Annotated in this window: 32 protein-coding genes; 19 read left to right on the forward strand and 13 right to left on the reverse strand. The window is 60.2% G+C overall.

What is annotated here, in order from left to right:
* Nucleotides 1-70 precede the first annotated feature (70 nt).
* The 4 genes from ACR0MM_RS05440 (at nucleotide 71) to ACR0MM_RS05455 (ending at nucleotide 2589) form a co-directional block, all read left to right on the forward strand.
* Nucleotides 71-373 (forward strand): BufA1 family periplasmic bufferin-type metallophore, encoded by a 303-nt coding sequence (locus ACR0MM_RS05440; protein ID WP_005982123.1) that lies wholly within the window; start codon nucleotides 71-73, stop codon nucleotides 371-373.
* Nucleotides 374-446: 73 nt separating this feature from the next.
* A complete protein-coding gene (gene bufB / locus ACR0MM_RS05445) occupies nucleotides 447-1304 on the forward strand; it encodes an MNIO family bufferin maturase (protein WP_480694854.1) in 858 nt (285 codons plus the stop codon).
* Nucleotides 1301-2065, forward strand: coding sequence for an HvfC/BufC family peptide modification chaperone (locus ACR0MM_RS05450; protein ID WP_480694856.1), 765 nt, complete (start codon nucleotides 1301-1303; stop codon nucleotides 2063-2065). The genes bufB and ACR0MM_RS05450 overlap by 4 nt, the downstream gene beginning before the upstream one ends.
* Nucleotides 2062-2589, forward strand: a complete 528-nt coding sequence (locus ACR0MM_RS05455) for a DoxX family protein (RefSeq protein WP_480694858.1) — start codon at nucleotides 2062-2064, stop codon at nucleotides 2587-2589. Before ACR0MM_RS05450 ends, ACR0MM_RS05455 begins: the two co-directional genes overlap by 4 nt.
* A 1-nt stretch (nucleotide 2590) precedes the next feature.
* On the opposite strand, the gene ACR0MM_RS05460 is transcribed toward ACR0MM_RS05455, so the two are convergent.
* On the reverse strand, nucleotides 2591-2959 hold the full coding sequence (locus ACR0MM_RS05460) for a hypothetical protein (protein ID WP_480694860.1): 369 nt from the start codon (nucleotides 2957-2959) through the stop codon (nucleotides 2591-2593).
* A 42-nt stretch (nucleotides 2960-3001) separates the two neighbouring features.
* Nucleotides 3002-3319, reverse strand: a complete 318-nt coding sequence (locus ACR0MM_RS05465; protein ID WP_170338265.1) for an ArsC/Spx/MgsR family protein — start codon at nucleotides 3317-3319, stop codon at nucleotides 3002-3004.
* A gap of 213 nt (nucleotides 3320-3532) precedes the next feature.
* Between ACR0MM_RS05465 and ACR0MM_RS05470 the strand changes: the two genes are divergently transcribed.
* Nucleotides 3533-3739: a cold-shock protein gene (locus ACR0MM_RS05470; protein ID WP_008758035.1), complete on the forward strand. Its 207-nt coding sequence runs from the start codon at nucleotides 3533-3535 to the stop codon at nucleotides 3737-3739.
* 82 nt (nucleotides 3740-3821) lie between these two features.
* Here ACR0MM_RS05470 and ACR0MM_RS05475 read toward each other — a convergent pair whose 3' ends face one another.
* Both ACR0MM_RS05475 and thyX read right to left on the reverse strand, forming a co-directional pair.
* A complete protein-coding gene (locus ACR0MM_RS05475) occupies nucleotides 3822-4115 on the reverse strand; it encodes a hypothetical protein (protein WP_170529059.1) in 294 nt (97 codons plus the stop codon).
* 58 nt (nucleotides 4116-4173) lie between these two features.
* Nucleotides 4174-5085, reverse strand: a complete 912-nt coding sequence (thyX, locus tag ACR0MM_RS05480; RefSeq protein WP_480694862.1) for an FAD-dependent thymidylate synthase — start codon at nucleotides 5083-5085, stop codon at nucleotides 4174-4176.
* A gap of 178 nt (nucleotides 5086-5263) precedes the next feature.
* Here thyX and ACR0MM_RS05485 point away from each other — a divergent pair, with 178 nt between their 5' ends.
* Genes ACR0MM_RS05485 through ACR0MM_RS05495 form a run of 3 tightly spaced genes read left to right on the forward strand, consistent with a single transcriptional unit; the run spans nucleotide 5264 to nucleotide 7118 of the window.
* Nucleotides 5264-5692 carry a VOC family protein gene (locus ACR0MM_RS05485; RefSeq protein WP_170337804.1) on the forward strand — a complete coding sequence of 143 codons (429 nt, stop codon included), beginning with the start codon at nucleotides 5264-5266 and terminating at the stop codon, nucleotides 5690-5692.
* Entirely contained in the window at nucleotides 5689-6390 is a 702-nt protein-coding gene (locus ACR0MM_RS05490; protein ID WP_170538845.1) for a DUF1194 domain-containing protein, read from the forward strand. Before ACR0MM_RS05485 ends, ACR0MM_RS05490 begins: the two co-directional genes overlap by 4 nt.
* Entirely contained in the window at nucleotides 6387-7118 is a 732-nt protein-coding gene (locus tag ACR0MM_RS05495) for a DUF1194 domain-containing protein (protein ID WP_480694864.1), read from the forward strand. Before ACR0MM_RS05490 ends, ACR0MM_RS05495 begins: the two co-directional genes overlap by 4 nt.
* On the opposite strand, the gene ACR0MM_RS05500 is transcribed toward ACR0MM_RS05495, so the two are convergent.
* The 3 genes from ACR0MM_RS05500 to ACR0MM_RS05510 all read right to left on the reverse strand — a co-directional run bounded on the left by ACR0MM_RS05500 (nucleotide 7112) and on the right by ACR0MM_RS05510 (nucleotide 8325).
* Nucleotides 7112-7609 carry a MarR family winged helix-turn-helix transcriptional regulator gene (locus ACR0MM_RS05500; RefSeq protein ID WP_093962569.1) on the reverse strand — a complete coding sequence of 166 codons (498 nt, stop codon included), beginning with the start codon at nucleotides 7607-7609 and terminating at the stop codon, nucleotides 7112-7114. The two genes, ACR0MM_RS05495 and ACR0MM_RS05500, sit on opposite strands and share 7 nt — an antisense overlap.
* A 78-nt stretch (nucleotides 7610-7687) precedes the next feature.
* Complete coding sequence (locus tag ACR0MM_RS05505) at nucleotides 7688-7936, reverse strand: succinate dehydrogenase assembly factor 2 (protein ID WP_480694866.1); 249 nt, start codon at nucleotides 7934-7936, stop codon at nucleotides 7688-7690.
* Entirely contained in the window at nucleotides 7933-8325 is a 393-nt protein-coding gene (locus tag ACR0MM_RS05510; protein ID WP_170363091.1) for a helix-turn-helix domain-containing protein, read from the reverse strand. Before ACR0MM_RS05510 ends, ACR0MM_RS05505 begins: the two co-directional genes overlap by 4 nt.
* Before the next feature lie 92 nt (nucleotides 8326-8417).
* Between ACR0MM_RS05510 and ACR0MM_RS05515 the strand changes: the two genes are divergently transcribed.
* Both ACR0MM_RS05515 and ACR0MM_RS05520 read left to right on the forward strand, forming a co-directional pair.
* Nucleotides 8418-9620: a pyridoxal phosphate-dependent aminotransferase gene (locus ACR0MM_RS05515; protein WP_480694868.1), complete on the forward strand. Its 1203-nt coding sequence runs from the start codon at nucleotides 8418-8420 to the stop codon at nucleotides 9618-9620.
* A gap of 14 nt (nucleotides 9621-9634) precedes the next feature.
* On the forward strand, nucleotides 9635-10036 hold the full coding sequence (locus tag ACR0MM_RS05520) for a hypothetical protein (RefSeq protein ID WP_093962573.1): 402 nt from the start codon (nucleotides 9635-9637) through the stop codon (nucleotides 10034-10036).
* A gap of 15 nt (nucleotides 10037-10051) precedes the next feature.
* Here the strand turns inward: ACR0MM_RS05520 and ACR0MM_RS05525 are convergent, their stop codons facing one another.
* Complete coding sequence (locus ACR0MM_RS05525) at nucleotides 10052-11404, reverse strand: MATE family efflux transporter (RefSeq protein WP_170370764.1); 1353 nt, start codon at nucleotides 11402-11404, stop codon at nucleotides 10052-10054.
* A gap of 101 nt (nucleotides 11405-11505) precedes the next feature.
* Nucleotides 11506-12387: a polyphosphate kinase 2 gene (gene ppk2, locus ACR0MM_RS05530; protein ID WP_254430284.1), complete on the reverse strand. Its 882-nt coding sequence runs from the start codon at nucleotides 12385-12387 to the stop codon at nucleotides 11506-11508.
* A 182-nt stretch (nucleotides 12388-12569) separates the two neighbouring features.
* On the opposite strand from ppk2, the gene ACR0MM_RS05535 reads away from it, so the two are divergent.
* Nucleotides 12570-13448 carry an alpha/beta fold hydrolase gene (locus ACR0MM_RS05535; RefSeq protein ID WP_170509166.1) on the forward strand — a complete coding sequence of 293 codons (879 nt, stop codon included), beginning with the start codon at nucleotides 12570-12572 and terminating at the stop codon, nucleotides 13446-13448.
* Nucleotides 13449-13493: 45 nt separating this feature from the next.
* On the opposite strand, the gene ACR0MM_RS05540 is transcribed toward ACR0MM_RS05535, so the two are convergent.
* On the reverse strand, nucleotides 13494-14102 hold the full coding sequence (locus ACR0MM_RS05540) for a carboxymuconolactone decarboxylase family protein (protein WP_170358483.1): 609 nt from the start codon (nucleotides 14100-14102) through the stop codon (nucleotides 13494-13496).
* Between the two features lie 156 nt (nucleotides 14103-14258).
* Here ACR0MM_RS05540 and parE point away from each other — a divergent pair, with 156 nt between their 5' ends.
* The 3 genes from parE (at nucleotide 14259) to ACR0MM_RS05555 (ending at nucleotide 17707) form a co-directional block, all read left to right on the forward strand.
* Entirely contained in the window at nucleotides 14259-16217 is a 1959-nt protein-coding gene (gene parE, locus ACR0MM_RS05545; RefSeq protein WP_480694871.1) for a DNA topoisomerase IV subunit B, read from the forward strand.
* 39 nt (nucleotides 16218-16256) lie between these two features.
* Nucleotides 16257-17054, forward strand: a complete 798-nt coding sequence (locus tag ACR0MM_RS05550; protein WP_480694873.1) for a hypothetical protein — start codon at nucleotides 16257-16259, stop codon at nucleotides 17052-17054.
* Nucleotides 17055-17425: 371 nt separating this feature from the next.
* A complete protein-coding gene (locus tag ACR0MM_RS05555; protein ID WP_480694875.1) occupies nucleotides 17426-17707 on the forward strand; it encodes a DUF1496 domain-containing protein in 282 nt (93 codons plus the stop codon).
* A gap of 14 nt (nucleotides 17708-17721) precedes the next feature.
* Here the strand turns inward: ACR0MM_RS05555 and ACR0MM_RS05560 are convergent, their stop codons facing one another.
* Nucleotides 17722-18492 (reverse strand): alpha/beta hydrolase, encoded by a 771-nt coding sequence (locus tag ACR0MM_RS05560; protein ID WP_480694877.1) that lies wholly within the window; start codon nucleotides 18490-18492, stop codon nucleotides 17722-17724.
* A 106-nt stretch (nucleotides 18493-18598) separates the two neighbouring features.
* Here ACR0MM_RS05560 and ACR0MM_RS05565 point away from each other — a divergent pair, with 106 nt between their 5' ends.
* Nucleotides 18599-19468, forward strand: a complete 870-nt coding sequence (locus tag ACR0MM_RS05565; protein WP_480694879.1) for a hypothetical protein — start codon at nucleotides 18599-18601, stop codon at nucleotides 19466-19468.
* Here ACR0MM_RS05565 and ACR0MM_RS05570 read toward each other — a convergent pair.
* The gene (locus ACR0MM_RS05570; protein ID WP_480694881.1) at nucleotides 19416-20015 is read right to left on the reverse strand and encodes a glycosyltransferase; all 600 of its coding nucleotides are present in this window, start codon (nucleotides 20013-20015) and stop codon (nucleotides 19416-19418) included. The two genes, ACR0MM_RS05565 and ACR0MM_RS05570, sit on opposite strands and share 53 nt — an antisense overlap.
* A 72-nt stretch (nucleotides 20016-20087) precedes the next feature.
* Between ACR0MM_RS05570 and ygfZ the strand changes: the two genes are divergently transcribed.
* Both ygfZ and ACR0MM_RS05580 read left to right on the forward strand, forming a co-directional pair.
* The gene (gene ygfZ / locus ACR0MM_RS05575; RefSeq protein WP_480694883.1) at nucleotides 20088-20825 is read left to right on the forward strand and encodes a CAF17-like 4Fe-4S cluster assembly/insertion protein YgfZ; all 738 of its coding nucleotides are present in this window, start codon (nucleotides 20088-20090) and stop codon (nucleotides 20823-20825) included.
* A 106-nt stretch (nucleotides 20826-20931) separates the two neighbouring features.
* Entirely contained in the window at nucleotides 20932-21897 is a 966-nt protein-coding gene (locus ACR0MM_RS05580; RefSeq protein WP_480694885.1) for an ABC transporter transmembrane domain-containing protein, read from the forward strand.
* 40 nt (nucleotides 21898-21937) lie between these two features.
* Here ACR0MM_RS05580 and efp read toward each other — a convergent pair whose 3' ends face one another.
* Complete coding sequence (efp, locus tag ACR0MM_RS05585; protein WP_093962584.1) at nucleotides 21938-22501, reverse strand: elongation factor P; 564 nt, start codon at nucleotides 22499-22501, stop codon at nucleotides 21938-21940.
* Nucleotides 22502-22720: 219 nt separating this feature from the next.
* On the opposite strand from efp, the gene ACR0MM_RS05590 reads away from it, so the two are divergent.
* Complete coding sequence (locus tag ACR0MM_RS05590) at nucleotides 22721-23041, forward strand: DUF6280 family protein (RefSeq protein WP_093962585.1); 321 nt, start codon at nucleotides 22721-22723, stop codon at nucleotides 23039-23041.
* A 158-nt stretch (nucleotides 23042-23199) separates the two neighbouring features.
* Nucleotides 23200-24657 (forward strand): cobyric acid synthase, encoded by a 1458-nt coding sequence (locus ACR0MM_RS05595; protein ID WP_480694887.1) that lies wholly within the window; start codon nucleotides 23200-23202, stop codon nucleotides 24655-24657.

Here is a 24657-nt window from a genome sequence, read left to right on the forward strand (position 1 = left end):
AGCAGTGTCAGCCGTTACCTTTGTCACTGTCACAAGCAGACATACGCAATCACGAAAAGGATTACCTGAGATGTCGAACACCGCCAAAACCCTCGTAATCGCAAGCGCCGTTGCCGCAGCCGTTGCGGGCTCTGCAACCACCGCCGCCGCTCAGGCCAAAGAAAAATGCTATGGCGTATCGCTGGCAGGCCAGAACGACTGCGCCGCCGGACCGGGCACCACGTGTGCCGGCACCTCGACCGTGGACTACCAAGGCAACGCCTGGACGTTGGTCGATGCGGGCACCTGCGCCGACATCGAGCTGCCCAAATCTGCGGATGGAACGCCCCGCAAAGGCTCGCTCGAGCCGCTGGAACGCGATCTGCCGGCATAAGGCACGGGAAGGAATGTCAGGGGCGGGCTAAACCAAACAGCCCGCCCTGTTTCTTGCTGAGAAGGATCACGCGATGTTGGATCACGCCCGCAGAACGCAACGGCTGCCGGCCGCGCCCGGGGTCGGCTACAAGCCGCAGCACTATGCCGAGATCCTTGACCAGCCCGACCCCGTCGGTTGGCTGGAAATCCATGCCGAAAACTACATGGGCGACGGCGGCCGACCGCTGGCGCAGCTGCGCCACCTGTCCGAACGGTTTCCCATCTCGGTGCACGGAGTGGGCCTGTCCATCGGCGGCGAAGGCCCGCTGGACGCCGAGCACCTGGCTCGCCTGAAGAATCTTGTCGGCTGGCTGAACCCGGCCAGCTTTTCGGAGCATCTGGCATGGTCTACCCATGGCAGCCAGTTCCTGAACGATCTGCTGCCCCTGCCCTATACCGACGCCACACTGGCCCGCATCTGCGATCATATCGATCAGGTGCAAGAGACCGTGGGCCGGCAGATGCTGCTGGAGAACCCTTCCAGCTATCTCGCTTTTGCCGAAAGCACGTGGTCAGAACCCGACTTCTTGCGCGAGGTCGCGCACCGGACCGGATGTGGCCTGCTGCTGGACGTCAACAACGTGTTCGTCTCGGCCACCAATCTGAATTACAGTCCGCAGGCCTATATCGACGCCTACCCTCTGGACAAGGTTGGCGAGATCCACCTTGGCGGCCATGACGAGGATCAGGACGATCACGGCCAACCCCTGCTGATCGACAGCCACGGCCGCGCCGTCGTCGATCCGGTCTGGGCGTTGCTGGATTATGTGCTCGACCGGTCAGGCCCCAAACCCGTGCTGATCGAATGGGACAATGACGTGCCCGACTGGCCCACCTTGCGCTCCGAGGCCGAACGCGCGCAATCCGCGCTGGACCGGATCCCAGCATGAGCGTTTCGCAATCAGAATTCCGGGCCGCCCTGCTGGACCCGGCGGCCCCCGTGCCCGAGGGGCTGCAGGACGACCAGGCCCGTCCCGCCGGACGCCGTTTCAGCGTCTACCGCAACAACGTGGCCGTGTCGCTGACCGAAGCCATGCACCAGGCATTTCCGGTCATCACCAAGCTGCTGGGTCCGCAGAACATGGACGGTCTGGCCGGAATCTATCTGCGTCAGCACCCGCCTAGCTCTCCGCTGATGATGTTCTATGGCGAGAACTTCCCCGAGTTCCTAGCCGGCACCGAACAGCTGGCGCATCTTGGCTATCTGCCCGACGTGGCACGGCTGGAACTGGCCTTGCGCCGGTCCTACCACGCCGCCGACAGCCAACCGATCGCGCCCGACGCGCTGGCTGCCCTGCCGCCCGAAGACCTGATGCAGGCCCGGCTAGGCTTTGCCCCGGCCAAGCACCTGATCCGGTCTGACTGGCCCATCCACGCCATCTGGCGGTACAACACCGAAGACGGCGCGCCAAAGCCCCAACCCAGCGCCGAGGACGTGCTGATCACGCGCCCCGAATTTGACCCGTCGCCCCACCTGCTGCCACCCGCCGGGTTCGACTGGATCACCGCCATGCAGGCCGGCCAGACCATTGGTCAGGCCTTCGAGGCAACCACCACCCGGACGCCCGCGTTCGACCTGGGCGCCACCCTGGCACTGCTGCTGCAGGGCAGTGCGATTACTTCAGTGACTATCGAAAGGCCGGAAACATGACTGCCCTGATCTCTATGCACAATTCCGTTCTCGGAAAGCTGGACCACGCCTCGAACTGGCTGACGCCGACCGTGGCGCGGCTGACTTTCATAGCGGTTCTTCTGGTCTATTACTGGAACTCGGCCATGACCAAGCTGGGCAGCGGGTTTTTCGGATTCCTGTTCCCCTCAGATGGGGCCTATGTGCAGATCTTTCCCAAGGCGATGGAGGCCGTCGGCTATGACAGCTCGCAGCTTGGGTTCTTTACCTGGCCCGTTGCCGTCGCCGGAACCTGGGCCGAATTCATCCTGCCTGCGTTGCTGCTGGTGGGGCTGTTCACCCGCCTTGCCGCCCTCGGCATGATCGGGTTCATCTGGGTCCAGACCTTCACCGATGTCACCGGGCACGGGGTCAAGCTGGGCGGTCTGTTCGACAACACCATCACCCTGATGGATCAACGGGTTATGTGGACCTTCCTGTTCGTGGTGATTGTGATCAACGGCGCGGGCCCGCTCTCGCTCGACCGGGTTCTACGCCTGAAATGATCTAGAAATGCGCTTTGGGTTCGTCCGGCTTGCCCGCGGCGATCCCAAGCAGCCCCGCAACGCCGGCGAAGGCAATCGGGAACATGGTGAACACGCCGAAGCCAAAGGCATAGTACATCCCCGCCGCGGAAATCAGCAACAACACACCGGCCAACAGAGCACGCGCATGCGCCATGCCCCCCCCGGCAATCGCCAGCAACGGCGCCAGAAGCGATGCTGTCTTGATAAGCTGAGGGTTTTCCACCTGCTCTGCCAGCCCCTCGATCTCGCCGTAACGATCCACAAGCTCGACAAACCCGTACCCAAAAAAACCGACGATCATTCCGACCAGACCGGCAATGACACCCAATATCATGGCTGCGTTTCGCATGAAGTATTCCTGATTGTTGCGCCGGTTCAGATAGTCACCCGTTTAAGCAATGCCAAGGGCTGTGCGGGTTTGCGGGGTCCAGCCCAGGAACAAGTGCCCGTCACGTTCGATCAGCGGACGCTTCATCAGGGCAGGATGATCCGCCAGCAGTTCCAGCGGTGGTCGCGAGCGTTGATCGTCGTCCAATCCACGCCAAGTTGTCGAGCGGGTGTTGAGCAAGGCTTCGCCGAACTGGTCAAACGCTTTGGCCAACACCTCCGAAGGAACACCCGCACCTCGGACATCAATGAATTCGGCATCAGGCAGTGATTTCAGTGCCTTACGGCAGGTATCGCAGGTCTTCAGGCCAAAAAGGCGCATGATGTATCCACTCCGGTCGTTGCAGCAATTTCGGGCAAAACGAATAGGTTAACCCAGTATTCCTTGATTTTTTACTTCACCGTGCAATGTTGAAAAAGGCGAAACACACAATTTACGCCGTCTCGTTCGTTCGGAACTGCGTGGGTTTGTGGTCGCTTTGACTATGCCCTGCCGATTTGCTGGGTGACGCGCAAGGAGAAGGAGACACGGGAAATGCCAACCGGCACCGTGAAGTGGTTCAATACGACCAAAGGCTATGGTTTTATTGCCCCCGATGAAGGGGGTAAGGATGTGTTTGTGCATATCTCGGCCGTAGAACGATCCGGCCTGACCGGACTCGCCGACAATCAGAAAGTCTCGTACGAGTTGCAGGACGGACGTGACGGCCGCCAAATGGCGGCTGATTTGAAGCCATTGTAAAAGGGCCCGCCAACTGGCGGGTGCGACGAAACAAGGTCAACGGCCAATTGACAGGCCGTTGTCCACCCTCTTCCCGGATAGTCTAACCTCGCGTCGGGTCGGCCTCGATGCGGTTTGTCCAGTTGTCGCCCATGGCCACAATGCAGGACGTCCCGGTCGCATAGGTTACGACAAGGGTCCAGTCACCGCGACGGCTGGTCCACACCTCCATGATCTGCTCGGGTCCCCGAACACCAGAGGCGGTCTGCTGCGCCCCGAATTGGTGGCGCAGTTTGTCATGCATCCGCGCCGTGGGCTCACAGATCACCTCAGCGATTGGCGACTTTGCGTAGGCCGGCTGGCCCAGCAACAAAGCGATCGCCGCAGTTCTAAACATCAAGCTGAACGTCATGCCCAAAGTGTAACAGGATCATGACAATCCGAACAGGTGGCGATCAGCCTTCGCGGATCACCGCTTCGAACTCGCGCCATTCGCGCGCGGTCATGCCCGAGTTTTCCTGCGTCACCTGCTCGCCCTTCAGCATCCGACGCAGCGCTTCGACCATCTGTGCCGACAGGTTGACCGCACCCAGGCGATAGTCTTCGAACGCCTTGTACGCGAACGGTACCCAGTCGGCCACGATCTTGCACATGGTTTCGGCATAGACGCGGATCTCGTATTGCGCATGCGGATCTGCCCGCAGGCGCAGGAAGTGGAACAGATTGTGCAGGTCCACCTTCCAATACCACTGCGTGTAGATGTTTGCCGGCAGGTTCATCCGCGCCAGTTCACGCGCCAGACCCTGCTGGCCATCCTGGCCGATCATCGCTTCGTAATTGTCGTAGCAGCGGGCGCTGTCGGCCTTGAGAATGTCCAGCACGCGCGCAGCCTCTTCGCCCTGCAGCGCCTCGCCCCGCCCCTGATTGTTGATCGCTGATTGCGCAGCCAATTGATCCGGCGCGGGAATGTAGAATTCCCGATCAAGGATCGAATAGCGAGCAGAGTATTCGTTGACGTTGGCCGTCCGGTGGCGGATCCACTGGCGGGCCACGAAGACTGGCAGTTTCACGTGCAGTTTCACTTCGCACATCTCGAACGGGGTCGAATGCCAGTGGCGCATCAGATAGCGGATCAACCCCTCGTCATTCTGTACGGACTTCGTACCTTTGCCATAGGACACGCGGGCCGCCTGGCAGATCGCAGCATCATCGCCCATATAGTCGATGACCCGCACGAATCCGTGGTCCAGAACAGGATGCGCAGTGTAGAGGTGCCGTTCCATACCCGGAGCCACAACACGGCGGGTCGACTGCGTTTGTGCGCGTTGCTCTTCGATCTCGGCCAGTTGTTCGGCGGACAGCGGCATGGACATACCTCGTTTTTGAAATGAGTCGCCGACCACTATATATCGGCAACATCAGCACTGAAACCGCCATATGTGTGCTGCGTCGCGCATTTTTCGGTTTCTCTGCGACCGCCCCCTCGACACGCCCCTGCAGCGCGCTAAGCTGCACACAATCATCAACACCGAAAGGATCGCCGAGATGGGGCTTAGATACCTCCACACCATGGTGCGCGTGAAGGATTTGGAAAAATCCATGGCCTTCTACAAGCTGCTGGGTCTCCAGGAAACCCGCCGTTACGACAGCGAGGAAGGGCGGTTTTCGCTGATCTTCATGGCTCCTCCGGGTCAGGAGGACAGGCCGATCGAGCTGACATGGAACTGGGATGGCGATGAGGGTTTGCCAAGCGACAGCCGCCATTTCGGCCACCTAGCCTATGGGGTCGACAACATTTACGAGACCTGTCAGCACCTTGCCGACAATGGTGTCGTCATCAACCGCCCTCCTCGCGATGGGCGCATGGCGTTCGTGCGCTCGCCTGACAACATTTCGGTTGAACTGCTGCAGAATGGCGATGCCCTGCCCCCGGCCGAACCTTGGGCCAGCATGGAAAGCACCGGCCACTGGTGATCCGCTGGCTGACAGGATTGGGGCTGGCCGTTCTGGCCAGCTCTGCTGAGGCCCAAAACTGCCGGCTGGCCTTGGCGCTTGCCTTGGACATCTCCGTTTCGGTCGACGCCAAAGAAGACGCCCTGCAGCGGCAGGGCCTGGCTTCAGCCTTGATCGCTCCGGAAGTCCGGAAAGCGTTCTTTTCCTCGCCGCTGCCCGTAGCCCTGACGGTTTATGAGTGGAGCGGTCGCGACGCCCAGTACATCGTCCTTCCCTGGCGCCTGATCGAGACCGAGGCTGATCTGCTTGTTGCAGCAACACAGGTGAGCGAGTCCCAAAGATCTGACAGCGGCTCGGCCACCGCCATGGGATATGCCCTGGCTTTCGGGGCCTCGCTGATGGAGCAGGCTCCGCAATGCCTGTTTCAAACGATTGACCTGTCCGGTGACGGCTCGAACAACGACGGATACGGTCCGCAGATCGCCTATCGCCACTTTCCCTTCGACCGCATAACCGTGAATGGGTTGGTCATAAATGCGGCGGATTTCGAAGGGGAGCTGTTCCTCATCCCGTTTTTTGAGAACAACGTCTTGCATGGGCCAAACGCCTTTTTGGAAATCGCTCAAGGGTTCGAAGATTTTGAACGCGCCATGCGACGCAAGTTGGAACGGGAATTGACCAGCCTTCAGGTTGGCGCGTTGGGGCGCAAGGCAGAATGATCACTCGTACCCTGGCTCTTTGTTGTTTGGCCTTGGGTAGCCCGGCCGCTGCTCAATGCCGGCAAGCCCTGGCGCTTGGTTTGGATGTTTCAGGCTCAGTCGACAGCAACGAATACCGGCTTCAATTGGACGGCTTGGCCGCTGCCTTGCAACGGCCGGAGGTGGAGCGGTTGATCCTGTCAAATCCGGAAGCCCCCGTTCGCATCTCTGTTTTCGAATGGAGCGAGGCAGGTTTCCAGCGGCTGTTGGTCGGCTGGACCGATATTCGGTCCCCGACCGATTTGTCCGGGATTGCGCAACGCCTGCAATCCACTCGTCGGTCATCGGCACCTCAGGGCACAGCGGTGGGGTCTGCCATGCAGTACGGGGCTGATTTGTTGGACGCCCAAGCCGCCTGCTGGAAGCGGACGCTGGACCTCTCAGGAGATGGCAAGCACAATGTCGGCCTCCATCCCCGAGAAGCCAAAGCCCAACTGCAGGCAACCGGCATCACGATCAATGGGCTTGTGATCGGAGCCGATGATCCCAGCACCGGGGACAAGCGGTATGTGCAAATCGGAGAGTTGTCGGCCTATTACAACGCTTGGGTCATTCTGGGGCCCGGAGCCTTCGTCGAAACCGCTTTGGGATTTGAAGCCTACGAAGACGCGATGACGCGCAAGCTGATTAGAGAGCTGGATTCGCTGACCCTGTCCCAAGTTTTGCCATTGAACGGCGGTAGTCAGTAGATGTACCGGATCTGATCCGTCCAATACCGTTCAACCCGGCGCAAAGCGCTGGTAATCTCTTCGATCCCTTCGGTGCCAAGGACACCTTTGGCCTGTAGCCCTTCGGCGTGCCGCGAGAAGAGATCGGCCACGATGTCACGGATTTCCCGCCCCCGAGGTGTCAGACGCACCCGCACCGAACGTCGGTCAATCTCGCATCTCTGGTGATGCATGAACCCCATCTCGACCAGTTTCTTGAGGTTGTAACTGACATTGCTGCCTTGATAATAGCCGCGGCTTTTGAGTTCACCGGCAGTCACCTCGTGGTCACCGATGTTGAACAGCAGCAGCGCCTGCACCGCGTTGATTTCCAGTACGCCGACCCGCTCGAACTCGTCCTTGATGACGTCCAGAAGCAACCGATGTAGACGTTCAACCAATGCCAGCGCCTCGAGATAGCTGGACATGAACCCCTTGGTTCCGGGTGCGGAGACCTGCAATTCCAAACTCATCCGATCCTCCGATTCAATCGCGCCGCTCAGGAAACTCTGACGCAAAATTCCGAAGAATCGGTTAAGTCTGTTTTCCCATTACTTTTGAAATACTTGCGAGATATCGAAGATCATGCTCGTGTAGTGTTCAGGGGCGGCGACCTGCCCGGTCACCCATTGGTAGAGGTCCTGATCGTTTTCGTGCAACAAAGCTTCGTACAGGTCCAATTCGGCCGCAGACATCCGCTCAAGCCGCTGGTCGGCATAGGCAGACAGAATGATGTCCATTTCCTTGATGCCACGCCGCATCGACCGCATCTTCAGCCGCTTGATCCGGATGTCGTTCATTCGCCTTTCTCCAGCTTCAGCCGCAGCGTTTTCTCGACCCGCGCAAGGCGCTCGGAACTGGCACGCATCTCGCCTCGGATGGCGCGCAACTCCGCGACCAGCGGTGCCAGCTCCATATCCGCGGCTTCCGCGATATCCGGAGCATCCATGCCCTCGCCTTCACCGGTCAGCAGCCACATGATCGACACGTTCAACATACCTGCCATCATCGACAGCTTGTTGGCGCGCGGTTCGGACAGGTCATTCTCCCAGGCCACCACAGTGGACTTCTTGACACCCAGCCGACGGGCCAGTTGGGTCTGGGTCATGCCGGCGGCTTCGCGTGCGCCTGCAACCCGGTCTCCGAATGTCGCGGCCTCGGGTCCGAACCAGTCGGTTTCGTCGCTCATCAAACTCTCCAGTTCTTCAAAAGCATATCGCTTGATCGTGTTTCGGCGGCACCCTATGACAGTCCTGAGCAACATACAAACCGGGGCCCGCCATGAGCTTTCTGTCTGCGACACTGTCGCGCGTCAAACCTTCGCCGACCATTGCCATGACGGCCAAAGCCGCCGAGTTGAAGGCCGCCGGACGGGACGTCATCGGCCTCAGCGCAGGTGAGCCCGATTTCGACACGCCGCAGAACATCAAGGACGCAGCCGTTGCCGCAATCGCCGCCGGTAAAACGAAATACACCGCGCCTGACGGCATTCCCGAGCTGAAACAGGCCGCTTGCGCCAAGATGAAACGTGACCACGGGCTGGACTACACGCCCGCACAGATCTCGGTCGGAACAGGTGGCAAGCAGACGCTTTACAATGCGCTGATGGCGACGATGAATCCGGGCGACGAAGTTATCATTCCCGCCCCCTACTGGGTCAGCTATCCGGACATGGTGCTGCTTGCGGGCGGTTCGCCTGTCGTGGTTGAGACCACACTGGAAAACAGCTTTAAGCTGACCCCAGACCAGTTGGAAGCCGCAATCACGCCAAACACCAAATGGTTCATCTTCAACTCGCCGTCGAACCCGACCGGCGCAGGGTACAGCCGCGCCGAACTCAAGGCTCTGACCGATGTTCTGATGCGGCATCCTCATGTCTGGATCATGTCGGACGACATGTATGAACACCTCGCCTATGACGGGTTTGAGTTCTGCACGCCAGCCGAAGTCGAACCCGGGCTGTATGATCGCACGCTCACGTGCAACGGTGTCTCCAAGGCCTATGCCATGACCGGCTGGCGTATCGGCTATACCGCAGGCCCTGTCGAGCTGATCGCGGCCATGCGCAAGATCCAGTCGCAATCCACGTCGAACCCGTGCTCGATCAGCCAGTGGGCCGCGGTCGAGGCCCTGAACGGCACCCAAGTCTTCCTTGCCCCGAACAATGAAACCTTCAAACGCCGGCGCGATCTTGTGGTTGGGATGCTGAACCAGATTGACGGCATCACCTGCCCCACTCCCGAGGGCGCATTCTACGTCTATCCGTCCATCGCCGGGTTGATCGGCAAGACCACGCCGGCCGGCACGGTCATCGACACCGACGAGGCCTTCGCGACTGCCCTATTGGAGGAAGCCGACGTAGCCGTAGTGTTTGGAGCGGCGTTCGGCCTCAGCCCCAATTTCCGCGTCAGCTACGCGACTTCAGACGAAGCCTTGACCGAGGCCTGCACCCGCATCCAGCGGTTCTGCGCGTCCCTGAGCTAAGACCGAGGTTCAACATGTCCGCAGCACTGCCCGAATATTACTTTCGCGTCCGCGAGAACGGCGCGGTCGTGTTCAAGATCGACACGGAGAACCGGCAGCGCCGGATCGAAATGGACCAGATCGCGGTGATCAACATCCGCAACGGCGAGGTCAAGCCGCATGGTCAGGGTACCCTGACCGAAGCGGACAAAACCGAAATCGCCCGTTGGATGGACGAACGCAAAGCCCTGCTTGCGCGGCGCGACGTCGACGACATCCACCGCACGATCGATCACCTGAACCTGACCACGCAATGGGCCCAGTCCAAGGCGACCGATACCCAATTGGAAGACATCACGGACCGGTTGCTGCTGGCGATGCACGACTTGCGCACGGTACTGGTGCGCAAGAAGGCCGACCGGCTGGAGAAGGGTTGAGCCTGGCGGTTGTCGCTACGCGGCGGGCGCACCTACCACGCGGACGGATCGCAGCCAGAACCGTCCCATCAGCATGACCGCCGCGCAGGCAAGGCCCAGAACAAGGCCAAGCCAGACTCCGATCCCGGCCATGCCTTGCACGAAACCAAAGTAGTAGGATGCGGGGATCCCCACGACCCAATAGCTGAGGCCTGCCATAACCATGGGCACCTTGGCGTCTTGCAACCCGCGCAGAAGGCCCAGAGCGATTACCTGCGCGCCGTCCACCAGCTGGAACAGGGCCGCCATGGCCAGCAGGCCGGTCCCGATGGCCAGAATCTGGGGACGCTGCGGGTCGTCCGGTTCGACAAATACCGAGATGAGCGGCTCGGCGCAGGTCAGGAACAGGATGATTGTCAGCACGGACACCACAAGGGACATGCCCGTAACCGCGATTGCGCCTTTCTCGAGATGCGGTCGATCCTTGCGCCCCAGCGCGTTGCCGGCCCGGATCGTTGCTGCATTCGACAGGCCCAGATGCACCATGAACGTCGCCGACGCCAGGTTCAGCGCAATCCCGTGCGCCGCCAGCGGCACCTGCCCGATCCAACCCATCATGAAGGCGGACATGGCGAACAGAGACACTTCGGCCAACAAGGTCAGACCGATGGGCACACCCAGCTTCAGGACGCTCAGCAACATCTCCCAATCCGGGCGCCAGAACCGCTGGAACAGGTTATGCTCCGGCAGGACTTTCACCGCGTAAATGATCACCGCCACCAGCGACACGGTCTGCGTGACCACCGACGCAATCGCGGCCCCCATCACGCCCAGTTCCGGCGCGCCCCAGTTGCCGAAGATCAGTGCATAGTTCGTAAGTCCGTTGACCACTGCCGCCGCGACGGTGATCCACAGCACGATCTGGGTGCGCTCCAGCGCGGCCAGATAGGATTTTAGAACCATGACCACCAGCGCCGGGAACAGACCCCAGCCCGCAACCCGCAGATACTCGGACGCGGTTTGCGCCACTTGCGGATCCTGATCCGTGGCGATCAGAATCGGGTAGGACCACCACAGCAGCGGCATGACCAGCATGCCATACAGCAGCGACAGCCAAAGACCCATTCGGGTGCTGCGCCGAATGCTGGTTTCATCCTCCTCGGCGGCCGCGGTCGCGACCATCGGCATGACGGCTAGGCCAAATCCGCCTCCGAAAAGAAACAGAACAAAGTAAAAGCTGCTGGCCAGCGTCACCGCAGCCAGTGCCTCGACGCCATACCAGCCCAGCATGATCGTATCCGTCAGGCCAATGGCGAATTGCGCCAGATGGCCACCGATCAACGGCAGCCCCAGCACAGCAATGGCCCGGAAATGGGCGGGATATGTCATGACCTTTCTCATCCCGCCAGCCATATGCGCGGCCCCGAGCCGGGGCAAGGGGAGATCTCTGAAATTTCACTTCGAGACCTTGGTGACGCCCGTCGGGCCAATCAGGTGACGCGCGCCTCGGGATGGATCGCCGTACCAAGAATATGATCCGACCGATGAACCACATGATGTGCCTGCCCCACGATCAGAGGATCGGGCTGGCCCACGATGTCATGATCCTTGTCCGGATAATCCAGCGTCGACAGGAAATGCCGCATGCAGTTCAGCCGGGCGCGCTTCTTGTCGTTCGACTTGACGATGGTCCAGGGCGCGTCGGCGGTGTCGGTATAGAAGAACATCGCCTCTTTCGCCTCGGTATAGTCATCCCATTTGTCCAGACTGGCTTTGTCGATGGGCGACAGTTTCCACTGCTTCAGCGGGTCGGTCTCGCGGCTCTTGAAGCGGCGCAGCTGCTCATCCCGCGTCACCGAGAACCAGTATTTATAAAGCTGGATTCCCGACCGAACCATCATGCGCTCCAACTCGGGCGTCTGGCGCATGAACTCGAGGTATTCGTTCGGGGTGCAGAACCCCATCACCCGCTCGACCCCGGCCCGGTTGTACCAGGACCGGTCATAAAAGACCATTTCGCCGACGGTGGGCAATTCCTGGATATAGCGCTGGTAATACCACTGGCCCTTCTCCTCCCAGGTCGGCTTGTTCAGCGCCACCACCCGGGCCTGACGCGGGTTCAGATGCTCCATGAACCGCTTGATGGTGCCGCCCTTGCCGGCGGCGTCGCGACCCTCGAACAACAGCACGAACTTCTGCCCGGTCTCCTGCGCCCACAACTGCACCTTCAACAATTCGGCCTGCAACTGGGCCTTCTGCTTTTCATAAGCCGCCCGGGACAATTTCGAGCGATACGGATACTCCCCGCTTTCAAAGGCCTGCCGAATCTTTTCGCGGGTGGGCGCTTCGGTGTCCGCGTTCGGTTTGGCCATGACGGCCACGGGGGCTGCGGTCGTCTTTTTTCGGATCACTGCGTCCATATGCTCTCTCCTGTGTCACTGTCCGCCGAAACGCCTAGCAGATCTGCATCTTTTCCGCGTTGATCCGTATCAAGTTGACTTCGGCGACGGCTCCGAAAACTCTGCAGGTGTGAACTCAGTCAGGGGCATCCCGCATGGACAGCGAATTCTTCGACCTCAACGGCCACCCGTTCTTCGTCCGCCGCTGGGGCGATCCCAACCTGCCTACGCTTTTGATGTTGCACGGTTTCCCGGAGTATGGCGGCGCGTGGTCCGACCTGGCCCCGCACCTGTCGGACCGCTTTCACTGCATCGCGCCGGACCAGCGTGGCTATGGTCAAAGCTGGGCCCCCGAGGGTATTTCGAACTATGCGCTGTCAAAGCTGGTGTCGGACATGGCCGTGCTGATCGAGCAGGTTGGCGACCCCGTCACTGTGCTGGGACATGATTGGGGCGCCTCGGTGGCTTACGGAATTGCCATGTTCCACCCCAAGTTGGTCAGCCGCCTGATCATCGCCAACGGTGTTCACCCTGTCCCGTTCCAGCGCGAACTTGCGGCAGGAGGCAAACAATCCGAGGCCTCTCAATACATCAACCGCCTGCGCGCGCCCGATGCAGCAGAATTTCTTTCGGCCGACAACTTCGCCAAGCTCGAACAATTCTTTCGGCATGGCATGGGGTTGGACTGGATGAGCGACGCGCGCATGGGCGACTATCGCACCGAATGGGCCCGCCCGGAACGGCTCGACGCCATGCTGAACTGGTACCGGGCCTCACCCCTCGTGGTGGCTGAGCCGGGCGCGCCCTGCACGGACCTGCCGGAACTGCCCGTTGACAGATTGACAGTCTTCTGCCCGCATTTGCTTCTGTGGGGGCCGCGGGACAAAGCCTTGCTTCCCGAATGCACCGATGGGCTGGAGGAGTTCGCACCCAACCTGACCCGCAAGCAGATCGACGGTACAGACCATTGGCTGCATCACCAGAAACCTCAGGCGGTGGCCGACGCTATTCTCGATTGGGTTCAGGACAACTGAACCAACTCTTCGCCCGACGCCGAAGGACGCAAGAGGCAGCGCCCTTCACCGATGGCCCCAGTCATCCGGATTGTCCGAATTGTTCGGAGACAACCCCAGAATGTCGCCCTTGGTCGAACAGCCAAGCCCCAGAACGGTGCGGTTGGCGTAGGAGAAATAGGCGCAAACCTGATTGATCTCCAGGATCTCACCATCATCCCAGCCAACAGATCGCAACGCGTCGATATCCGCCGCCGCCAGGCCAGCCGGGTTCTCGGTCAGTTTTCGGGCATATTCCATCGCCGCCATCTGTGCGGGGTCCAACGGCGCCGTCTCGGGTGTTTCCGCCTCGACCGCAGCGCGGATGGCCAAACCGCGCTGCTCGTCGCCCAAGAGTCGCTGCAACCCGCTGAAATGATGCTCGACACAATAGCCGCAGCGATTCAACGAGCTGACCCAGACCCCGAGCACTTCCAGAAACCACTTGGGAACCGAGTTTCCCGAATGGTGCAGCACATTCTTGTAGAGCGCCATGTGACCTTCCATCGAATGTGGACGCAGGGAATGCACCATCATGATGTTGTCCACATTGTTCCCAGGCCCCGTGACCCGGTCATACAGCGTCTTCAACCGACCGCGTGCCTCGTCGAATGGTATCGTCTTGATCCAGCTCATCACCTGCTCCTCCAAGATTTCCGCATCTCAGCGGGAAAACCACCCGTTTTGCAACCCGCCGCCGCCCGCAAGTTTGATACAACACCTCGCGTCCCTCTTCCCCCGACCCACATCACCTGCCATAATGGGCCCAACCCAAAAACAAGAGCAGCACCCATGCCCGACGACCTGTTGACGCCCGAATCCACCACCACCTACGACGCCTCCTCGATCGAGGTCCTCGAAGGTCTGGAGCCCGTGCGCAAACGCCCCGGCATGTATATCGGCGGCACCGACGAACGGGCACTGCACCACATGGTCGCCGAGATCCTCGACAACTCGATGGACGAGGCCGTTGCAGGCCACGCCAATCGTATCGAGGTAGAACTGCACGAAGATTATTCTCTGACCGTGCGCGACAACGGCCGCGGAATTCCGATCGACCCGCACCCGAAGTTCCCCGACAAATCCGCGCTCGAGGTGATCCTGTGCACCCTGCATGCGGGCGGCAAGTTCTCGGGCAAGGCCTACCAGACCTCGGGCGGTCTGCACGGCGTGGGCGCCTCGGTGGTCAACGCGCTGTCGGATTCGATGGTCGTACAGGTGGCCCGCAACAAGGAGCTGTACGAACAGCGCTTTTCGCGCGGCATCCCGCTGGGTCCGGTCGAAAAGGTGGGCTCGGCTCCCAACCGGCGCGGCACCACCGTCACCTTCCACGCCGACCCCGAGATCTTCGGCCACCACCGGTTCAAACCCGCCCGCCTGTTCAAATCGATCCGCTCCAAGGCCTACCTGTTCTCGGGCGTTGAAATCCGCTGGAAAACCGCCATCGACGACGGCGAGACGCCCACCGAGGCCACCTTCCACTTCCCCGGCGGCCTGTCGGACTACCTCAAGGAGACGATGAACGGCTCCTCGACCTATTCCGAGCAGCCCTTCGCCGGAACCGTCGATTTCAACGAGAAATTCGGCACCCCCGGCAAAGTGGAATGGGCGATCAACTGGACACCGTCGCGCGATGGCTTCATCCAGTCCTACTGCAACACCGTTCCCACGCCCGAAGGCGGTACTCATGTTGCGGGCTTCTGGGCCGCGATCCTCAAGGGCATCAAGGCCTACGGTGAACTGATCAACAACAAGAAGGCCGCCCAGATCACCCGCGATGACCTGATCACCGGCGGCTGCGCGCTGGTTTCGTGCTTCATCCGTGAACCCGAATTCGTCGGCCAGACCAAAGACCGTCTTGCCACGGTCGAGGCGCAGCGGCTGGTCGAAAATTCGGTCCGCGACCATTTCGACAACTGGCTGGCCGCCGACACCAAATCCGCCGGCGCGATCCTCGATTTCCTCATCCTGCGGGCCGAGGAACGCCTGCGCCGACGGGCCGAGAAGGAAACACAACGCAAGTCCGCCACTAAGAAACTCCGTCTTCCCGGCAAGTTGGTGGACTGTAGTAGTTCAACACGTGACGGCACCGAATTATTCATCGTCGAGGGCGACTCGGCTGGCGGCTCGGCCAAGATGGCCCGCGACCGCAAGACACAGGCCCTGCTGCCCCTGCGCGGCAAGATCCTGAACGTACTGGGCGCGGCCAGCTCGAAACTGGGCACCAACGCCGAGATCAATGACCTGACGCAGGCCCTTGGCGTCGGGCTGGGCACCAAGTTCAACATCGACGACCTGCGCTATGACAAGGTCATCATCATGACCGACGCCGACGTGGACGGCGCGCATATCGCCTCGCTGTTGATGACCTTCTTCTTCACCCAGATGCGGCCGATGATCGACGCGGGCCACCTGTACCTGGCCTGCCCACCGCTCTACCGCCTGACCCAAGGCGCCAAGCGCGTCTATTGCCTGGATGAGGCCGAACGCGACGAATGGCTGGAGAAAGGTCTGGGCGGCAAAGGCAAGATCGACGTCTCACGCTTCAAGGGTCTGGGTGAAATGGACGCCAAGGACCTGAAAGAAACCACGATGGACCCCAAATCGCGGAAATTGATCCGTGTCACCATCGACGAGGACGAACCCGGCGAGACCGGCGACCTGGTCGAGCGCCTGATGGGCAAGAAACCCGAACTGAGGTTCCAGTATATCCAAGAGAACGCGCGGTTCGTGGAGGAGTTGGATGTTTGAAGCGATTAGGAAATAGGCAACTAGAATTTATTCTGTACCATGAAATTTTTCTCGATTGAAAAGCTTGTTGGAGTACTTACACTAATTCCAGCAGCGGGATTTGTGCTAGCACTTTGCTACCAATATACTTTTCTGGTGGTCTTGGGCGTTAAGCCATTGGACGTTCTGCAAATTGGCGACCTGCTCCTGTCGAGTGCAGTTCTTGTGCTTCCAACTACGGTCGGTTTCGTTGTCATTCTTATTGTCCAAGGCGGAGGCGATCTATTTTTCAGCGCCAAGCCACACGAAGACAAGTCTTCACGCCAAGAGACTCCCCTACTTCGCCTACTGTTGGATCTAGTTTTTTTTGGATTGATCTATTTTTCGGCGTTTATTTTCGTCGTTTTTGGGGCTGCACCGGAGTTGGGTGCATTCTCTCTTTCCCTGGTTGTTTGGCGCGTGCTATTGCGCATCTTCGCGCCATATTTGCACCTCCTGCATCGGGTCGTGTTGGTCGCGTTCGCGTTCTACTCATTGACAGCAACGCTATTTGTCGCGAGTGCAACAAGCAAAGCATTCGATGTCCGATCTGGAGGCAAAACTCTTGCTTCTGTCGAGTTGTTTACGCAACCAATAAAAAACCAAAATTTAGAGTTGGTTTCGAATTTATCGGGCGGCCTTCTAGCATTAAATAGAGGTAACAAGGAGTTGGTGTTTTTCGACAACGACGGTTACAGCTTGCTGTTTACCTTCAACTCGAATCCACCAAAAGGACTGATGTGTTTTCTCTTTGGTTATTGCAACCTGAGTAATTGGGCGTTCATCGTGAAAGACAAAACTGCAGGGCAGCCTGACTGACGCAATGGAACCTTTAAAGCATCTTGGAAAGTCGACTTTCTACGATCGTAATCTCTAGGCAAGCCGCAGGGTGGTTTTCCAACCCACCTGCCCTCCGACAAAACCCATCGCAACGGTGGGGTACCCCCCCCCTACTCCCAGCCACAAACTCCGCGCCGCCCAAGGGGTGGCCCTACCGCATCTCTGTTACTTTGTATCGTTTACGGCAGTGAACGGACCGCCCAAAGTCACACACCTTGCATCCTCGTCCCCTTGCCGAACCCGTTGATCCCGTTCACACTTAGCCTCAACCCGTCATTCAAGAACGACATTTGAGGTTCCGAGCGCCCAAGACCCAATTTGAAAAACGGATATCCGAACGGGAGGACGACATGAAAACTTTGACCCTCGGGCTGGCCCTGACCCTGATCGCCTCGGCAGCCCCCGCGCAGCAGATGCTCAGCACCGCATCCCCCATCCCCGACGGCGCCGAGACCCGGTTCTGCTATTACGACGGCATGGCCTATTCCGAGGACGCCTTTGTGCTGATGGTCGGTGACAACACCGTTACCAGCACGGTAAGCACGGTGCAGGAACGCCTGTTGCGTTGTTACCGCGAAAGCGACGGCGTGCTGCGGTGGCGGCCGCAGAGCACGTTTCAGGTCAGCAAATAGCGCCTGAACGGCCCCTAGCCCAGCTTCTGGTCCAGCCAGTCCGCGATCTGTGCGGCTGGCTTTTCCCAACCGGGCTCCATGAACAGAAAATGCGCGTGACCTTCTGCGGCCAGAAAGGTCGCGCGGTCGCCATAGAGTTTCGCCAAGGCACGGCAGGTGTTGGGGTTCACCGCCCTGTCCTCCGAGCCTGAAACGATCAAAACCGGGCAGTCGACCTTGTCGATATCAACCTTCATCGCGTGGTGATCGTCGAACATCCAGAAAAACATCTCGAACATCACCCGCCCGCTTTCCGGGCCAAGTCGATCGAACACGGCATGTTGCTGGGCCTCAGGCATTTTGTTCAGCGCGAAGGGGGCCATCAGGTCGAAATCGACGCGCATGGGCTGCTTCCAGAACGCCCCGCCCTCCATCAAGGCGCGCGGTACGGCGCGTTCGTCATCGGTTTGCGGCAGGGTGCCCCAGGCCGCGTTCGGGTTGATCAACACGATGGCGCTGGCCAGTCCGCGAGACGCAACCTGCTGGGCAACGACGCCCGCAATGGCATGACCGAGGATCACGGGTTTGCTGTCCAACCCCTGGACGAATTCGGCAATGTCGTTGGCATAATCCAGCACGCTGGTGTCGGTCAGGCCCGCATCGGGCTCGGCTGCAGGATCGCCGCCATGGAACCTCAGCGCCGGGGTGTGCACCGTCCAGCCACGGGCGCGGAAGAACTCCGCATAGTCCGCCATGCACCACGGCCCGGCAAACGCCCCGTGGATCAGCACAATCTCTTTGGTCATCACGTTCTCCCTCCGGCTCCTGACCCGAGTATGGGCATCCTGACACGCGTTACAACTGCACGTGATCGCTGTTGCGTGGGAAGACTGACCACTTAAACTCGGGTGCATGAGCTTCATCACCGACTACCAGCTGCCCCTGCTGTTGCTGTTCTTTCTGGCCGGATCGATTGGCACCGCGTTCCTGTTTCGCAAACCAGCGGGTCACCGGGCATGGAAGCTGGCCGACCTCGTGTGGGTCGTGTTGGGTGGGCTGGGCGCGCTGGTGGCGGTCATGGCGGGGCTCTACAAATCCGACAGCTCAAGGTTGGACAGGCAGATCGACGTTGCCTATGCGGCGACACTGGCCTTCGATCGCGACGCCGCGCGGTTCCGGCTGCGGTTCTGCGATCCGGCCTACGACCCGGACACGGCGGTCTTGTGCGACAAGGTCGAGTTCCTGTCGGCCTCGACCGCCAGCAACGCCGACCTGCCGCTGTTCATCGCCGTCACCAACGAAGTTGCGCCGCTGCAGGGCCTGAACTTCATCTTCGGCGCACGGTCACGAGACCAGATGGATGACATTCAGGACATGGCTGCCAAAGCCGATGCCTTCGACATCGAGCAATTCCTGGTTTTCACCACGCTGGACGAAGAAACGCAGACCGCGATCGACAACATGCGGCGGAAAGTGCCGGCAATCGCCGGAGACTATATGATCCTTGCGCAAAGCTATGATGACCTGATCGCTCAGGTCGCCAAACTGAAGGGAGAGTGGGAGTATCTTCAGGAAAACGCCCACATTCTCGTGCTACAGATCATCGCGCTGTGTCTGGTCAGCTTTGCGGCACCATTCAGGTTGGGCAAATCTGTTGTCGAGTTGCGGTCCAACCTCATCACCGAGCCGCCGGCGCGGCAGCCACCCCCCGAAGCACGTGCAACCGGGGTTACTGAGGTGGCGCCTCAGGACGCGTCCGACCACGTCGCCCGGCGCCTGTAATGGCACGCGCCCGCAAAAGTGTCGCGCGCGGCAGAGAGCGCATGAGCGCCCCCTCCTTCCCCGGTTGATCCGGATATCCGCCGGCGGCCTTGTACAATTGCGCCGGCAGCAGCAGACCCTGATCACCAGACGCCAGTCCAAAGACCCGGCTGCGCAGATTGGCCCAACCTGCCATCAAACTCGGCATCAGGCCTGAGGACCGAAACCCAAGGCGAAAAACACCCGGACGCCGCGTTACAAGGTGTTCGGCCACCGCATCGGTCCATCCGGGCTCAAGCTCGGTCCCCGGTAGGATGATCAGCAACCAGTCGCCCACCGTGGCGTCGCATCCCACGCGCAGCTGCGCAGTACGGGACCCGGCCCCGGCAACGATCCGGGCACCTGCTTCATCGGCAATACGCAACGTATGATCGGTCGACCCTCCATCGGCGATGACAAGTTCGCGGATCAGACCGGCGTGCAGACCTTCCATCAGGGTCATCAGCGAGCGCGCGAGTTCGGTTTGGGAATCGAATGTCGGAATCACGATACTGATCGGGGCGGACACATTCGAAACCTCTGGTCTTGGCAACGGGTTCGCTTATATCACCGCTCTCAGGGCAATGACGAGGACCCAAAGATGAGCACCCGCCGCATTTTGCGCCTGACCGGCACGGATACCGACAGCTTCTTGCAAGGTCTGGTCACCAATGACACCCGCAAGCTGGACGATGGTCTTGTCTACGCGGCCATCCTGACCCCGCAGGGAAAGTACCTGGCCGATTTCTTTCTGAAACGCGATGGCGACTCGGTGCTGCTGGACGTGGCTGAGGGGATGGCGGATGCACTGATCAAGCGACTGAACATGTACAAGCTGCGGGCGGACGTGCGTATCGAGGAAACCAACCTGCACCTGCAACGCGGAACCGGGCCCGCACCCGAGGGCGCCCTGCCCGATCCTCGTCACCCCGATATGGGCTGGCGCGCATATTCTGACGCTCCCGAAGCCGATGATGGAACGGATTGGGACGCAATTCGGGTGCGTCATTGCATCCCGGAAACCGGGATCGAGCTGACGCCGGACACGTATATCCTCGAGGCCGGATTCGAGCCGCTCAACGGCGTCGATTTCAAAAAGGGTTGCTATGTCGGGCAAGAGGTAACCGCCCGCATGAAGCACAAGACCCAGTTGCGCAAGGGGCTGCGGGTTGTCGCCATCGACGGTGCGGCTCCGGTCAGCTCCGAAATCCTCTCGGCTGGAAAGCCAGCTGGTACGCTGTTCACTCAATCGAACGGACAGGCCATCGCCTATCTGCGCCTTGATCGGGCGGGCGACGACATGCTGGCCGGAGACGCCCGCCTGCGTCTGCTGGATTGAGCCTGTTGCCCAACCGGCACGACCACCGACCGGGCTGCTCCGCAAACGTTTTATCCGGCCCGGCCACACGGTAAGACTTGAGGCACTTGGCTGATCGGGTGCCTGCATGCTCCAACTGTATTCAGCCATCTGGCGCGCCAGCGCCGGACGGCAAGTCATACTGATCCTGTTGTCCTTGTCGGTCGCGGCTCTTGCCGCGGCCCCGTTGGAGTTTCAACGGGACATCATCAACCATCTGACCTCGGACAATATCGAGGCGCCCCATCTCCTGCTGCTGGGTGCCGGCATGATGGGGGTGATCCTGCTGAGCCTCGCCCTGAAGTGGGTGCTGGGATATCGCGCGGGGACGTTGGGCGAAGACATGATCCGTCGGATCCGTCAGCTTTTGCTGGCCCGCACCGTGGACGTGGACGAGTCGGGCGAGAATGTCCGCAAGGGAACCATGACGACGGCCATTTCTGCCGAAGCCGAAGAACTGGGCAAATTCGCAGGCGGCGCGTTCTCGGACCCGGTCGTACAAATCGGAACCTTGGTCAGCGTGATTGGCTACATCTCGTCGACGCAACCCTGGCTGGGACTGATTGCCCTTTCGATGATCGCACCGCAGATCCTTATCGTTCTCGTCTCGCAGAGAAAGGTGAACGTGTTCGTGGCGGACCGCGTCCGCATATTGCGTAGCGCGACCGACCATCTGACGATCGAAAACATCGAGGCCGTGACTCAAGAGGTGCACGACCAGTTCGACGCGATCTACGACACCCGGCGGCGGATGTTCCTGTGGAAATTGTCGGCCAAGTTTCTGCTGAGCGTGATCAACGGTGCAGGCACCGTCGGTGTTCTGATGCTGGGCGGATGGCTGGTTCTGCAAGGAGAAACCGACGTCGGAACCGTGGTCGCCGCGACCAGCGGTCTGGCCCGGATCCAGGGGCCGACCGGATTTCTCATCGCTTTTTACCGGCAGGTCAGCGCCAATCGTATCAAGTTCGAGCTGTTGCTGGAACTGTTCGGCCCGGACCGCGCCCGCTACCGCCGCGGCGGGGCCGCCTCGCCAGAAAAAAACCGCGCCGAATAGCGGCGCGGTTTCTTGGTCTTTCTCCGAGTATGACGCGACGTTACGCGCGCTCGGAATATTCCATGGTCTCGGTGTTCACGACGATCATCTCGTCCTGCGCGATGAACGGCGGCACCATGACTTTGACCCCGTTGTCCAGAACCGCCGGCTTGAACGAGTTCGCCGCAGTCTGACCTTTGACGACCGGTTCAGTCTCGACGACCTTGCAGACGACTTTCTGAGGCAGCGTCGCGTTCAGCGCCTCGCTTTCATAGAATTCGACCACGATGGTCATCCCGTCCTGAAGGAACGGACGACGGTCACCCAGCAAATCTGCAGGCAATTCAATCTGTTCATAGGTCTCGGCATCCATGAATACCAGCATCCCGTCGCTTTCATACAGGAACTGCTGGTCTTTCTGCTCCAACCGAACACGCTCGACCTTGTCCGCGGAACGGAACCGCTCGTTCAGTTTCGAGCCGTTGCGCAGGTTCCGCAATTCTACCTGTGCAAAGGCACCGCCTTTGCCCGGTTTGACGTGATCGACCTTGACCGCCGCCCACAGACCGCCGTTATGCTCAAGCACATTGCCCGGGCGAATTTCGTTCCCATTGATCTTGGGCATGACATATTTCCTTCACACATGGTTGATGCGTCAGTTGTCGTCCCTATATCTGGCGGGACCGATCCATGCAATACAACGAAACCTAGTGCTGCACCTGCAGAGAGCCATGCAAATGACGCAACGCAACTATGCAAATTAGGTGTATCCGAATCGCACTAAATAGGTCATAAGGACCGCCACGCCGAAAATTACAAGAGCAAGAACAACAAGGAAAACGAGATGAGAGATTTCGTTGACGGCACCGCCTTTAACAATGAGCAAGGCAACCGTGCCCGCAAACTTTTCGCGGCCGTTGTGCTGGCTGCACTCGATGATGCTATCGCCGATGACAAGAAATACGGCAATGGCCCGGAACAAATCGCCCGCTGGGCACGCTCGCGCGATGGTCGCGAAGTGCTGTCCTGCGCTGGCATCGACCCGAACGAACGGGTTGTCCACGGACTGATGGAGTTCGTTGGCCGTGGCGTACGTACGTCCGTCGCCCTGTCGCGCGAAGAAAGCGAACGCCGCAACGCTGCACAGCAGGCCGAAGCCGCCTAAGGCTTTGCCCGACCCAAAAACGCGCGCCGGTACTTTCGGCGCGCTTTTTTTTGCCCTGTACGCAGCGGAATGGTCGCATTCGTCGTGCAAATGGACCGATCCGCACTTTCGTCGGCTGAATAAATGCGGTCATCTGCCAACATCCGCAGGAGGCTCAGATGGTTCGCGCGATCATGATTCAGGGGACCGGCAGCAATGTCGGCAAGTCGATGCTTGTGGCCGGGCTGGCCCGGGCCTTTGCGCGGCGAGGGTTGAAGGTTGCCCCCTTCAAACCGCAGAACATGTCCAACAACGCCGCAGTAGCCGCAAATGGAGGCGAGATTGGCCGCGCCCAGGCGCTGCAGGCCCGGGCGGCGGGGCGCCCGCCGCATACGGACATGAATCCAATCCTTCTGAAGCCGGAAACCGATACCGGTGCGCAGGTGATCGTTCAGGGCAAGCGGGCGGGAACGATGCGGGCCAAGGACTATCGCGAGGACAAATCCAAGCTTCTGAACGCTGCGCTCGAGAGCTTTGCCAGGCTTTGCCAAGATGCCGACCTTGTGCTGGTCGAGGGCGCCGGCAGTCCGGCCGAGACTAACCTGCGGGCAGGCGACATCGCCAACATGGGCTTTGCCTGCGCCGCGAATGTGCCCGTGATACTGGTGGGAGACATTCACCGGGGCGGCGTCATAGCGCAGATCGTCGGCACCCATGCAGTGCTGGAGAACGCTGACCTTGCAATGATCCGCGGCTTTGCGGTCAATCGCTTCAAGGGAGACGTCAGCCTGTTTGATGACGGGCGCGGCGACATTGCGGCACGCACCGGATGGCCTTGCCTGGGCGTCGTTCCCTGGTTTGAGGACGCCTGGAAACTGCCGGCCGAAGACATGATGGATATCCGCTCGCACGCAGGCGGCACCTGCAAGGTTGCAGTGCCGCAGTTGGAGCGCATGGCGAATTTCGATGATTTGGACCCGCTGTCTGCCGAGCCGGGGGTTTCGGTCGAGATCATTCCGGCTGGCCGCCCCCTTCCCGGTGACGCGGATCTGGTGATTCTGCCGGGCAGCAAATCCACGATCGGAGATTTGGCCTTTTTCCGCAAACAAGGTTGGGACATCGACCTGTATGCCCATGTACGGCGGGGCGGCCATGTTCTTGGCCTCTGCGGCGGGTATCAGATGCTGGGCCGGGTGATCACCGACCCTGATGGCGTGGACGGCAGACCCGGCAGCGTCGATGGGCTGGGTTTGCTGGACGTGGAAACGGTTATGTCCGGGGAAAAACGGGTCGAACTGCGATCAGCGCAGGCCTTGCCCGGCGGCGAGCCTGTCACCGGCTACGAAATCCACATGGGGCGCACCCAAGGTCCGGATACTGCCCGCGCGTGGTTGCAGGTGGAAGGGCGCCCGGAAGGCGCCGCATCGAGAGACGGGCGCGTTCTGGGAAGCTATTTGCACGGCATTTTCGCGTCAGACGCCTTCCGCGCGTCGTTTCTACAGCGGTTTGGAGCCAGGTCGGAACTGGCATACGAAGTCAGTGTTGAGCAAACGTTGGAGTCTTTGGCCGATCACCTTGAACAGCATATGGACCTTGATGCCCTGCTGTCACTGACAGCCGAGCCTCGGTTCGGCTGA

Source organism: Ruegeria sp. BC6, assembly GCF_056539185.1.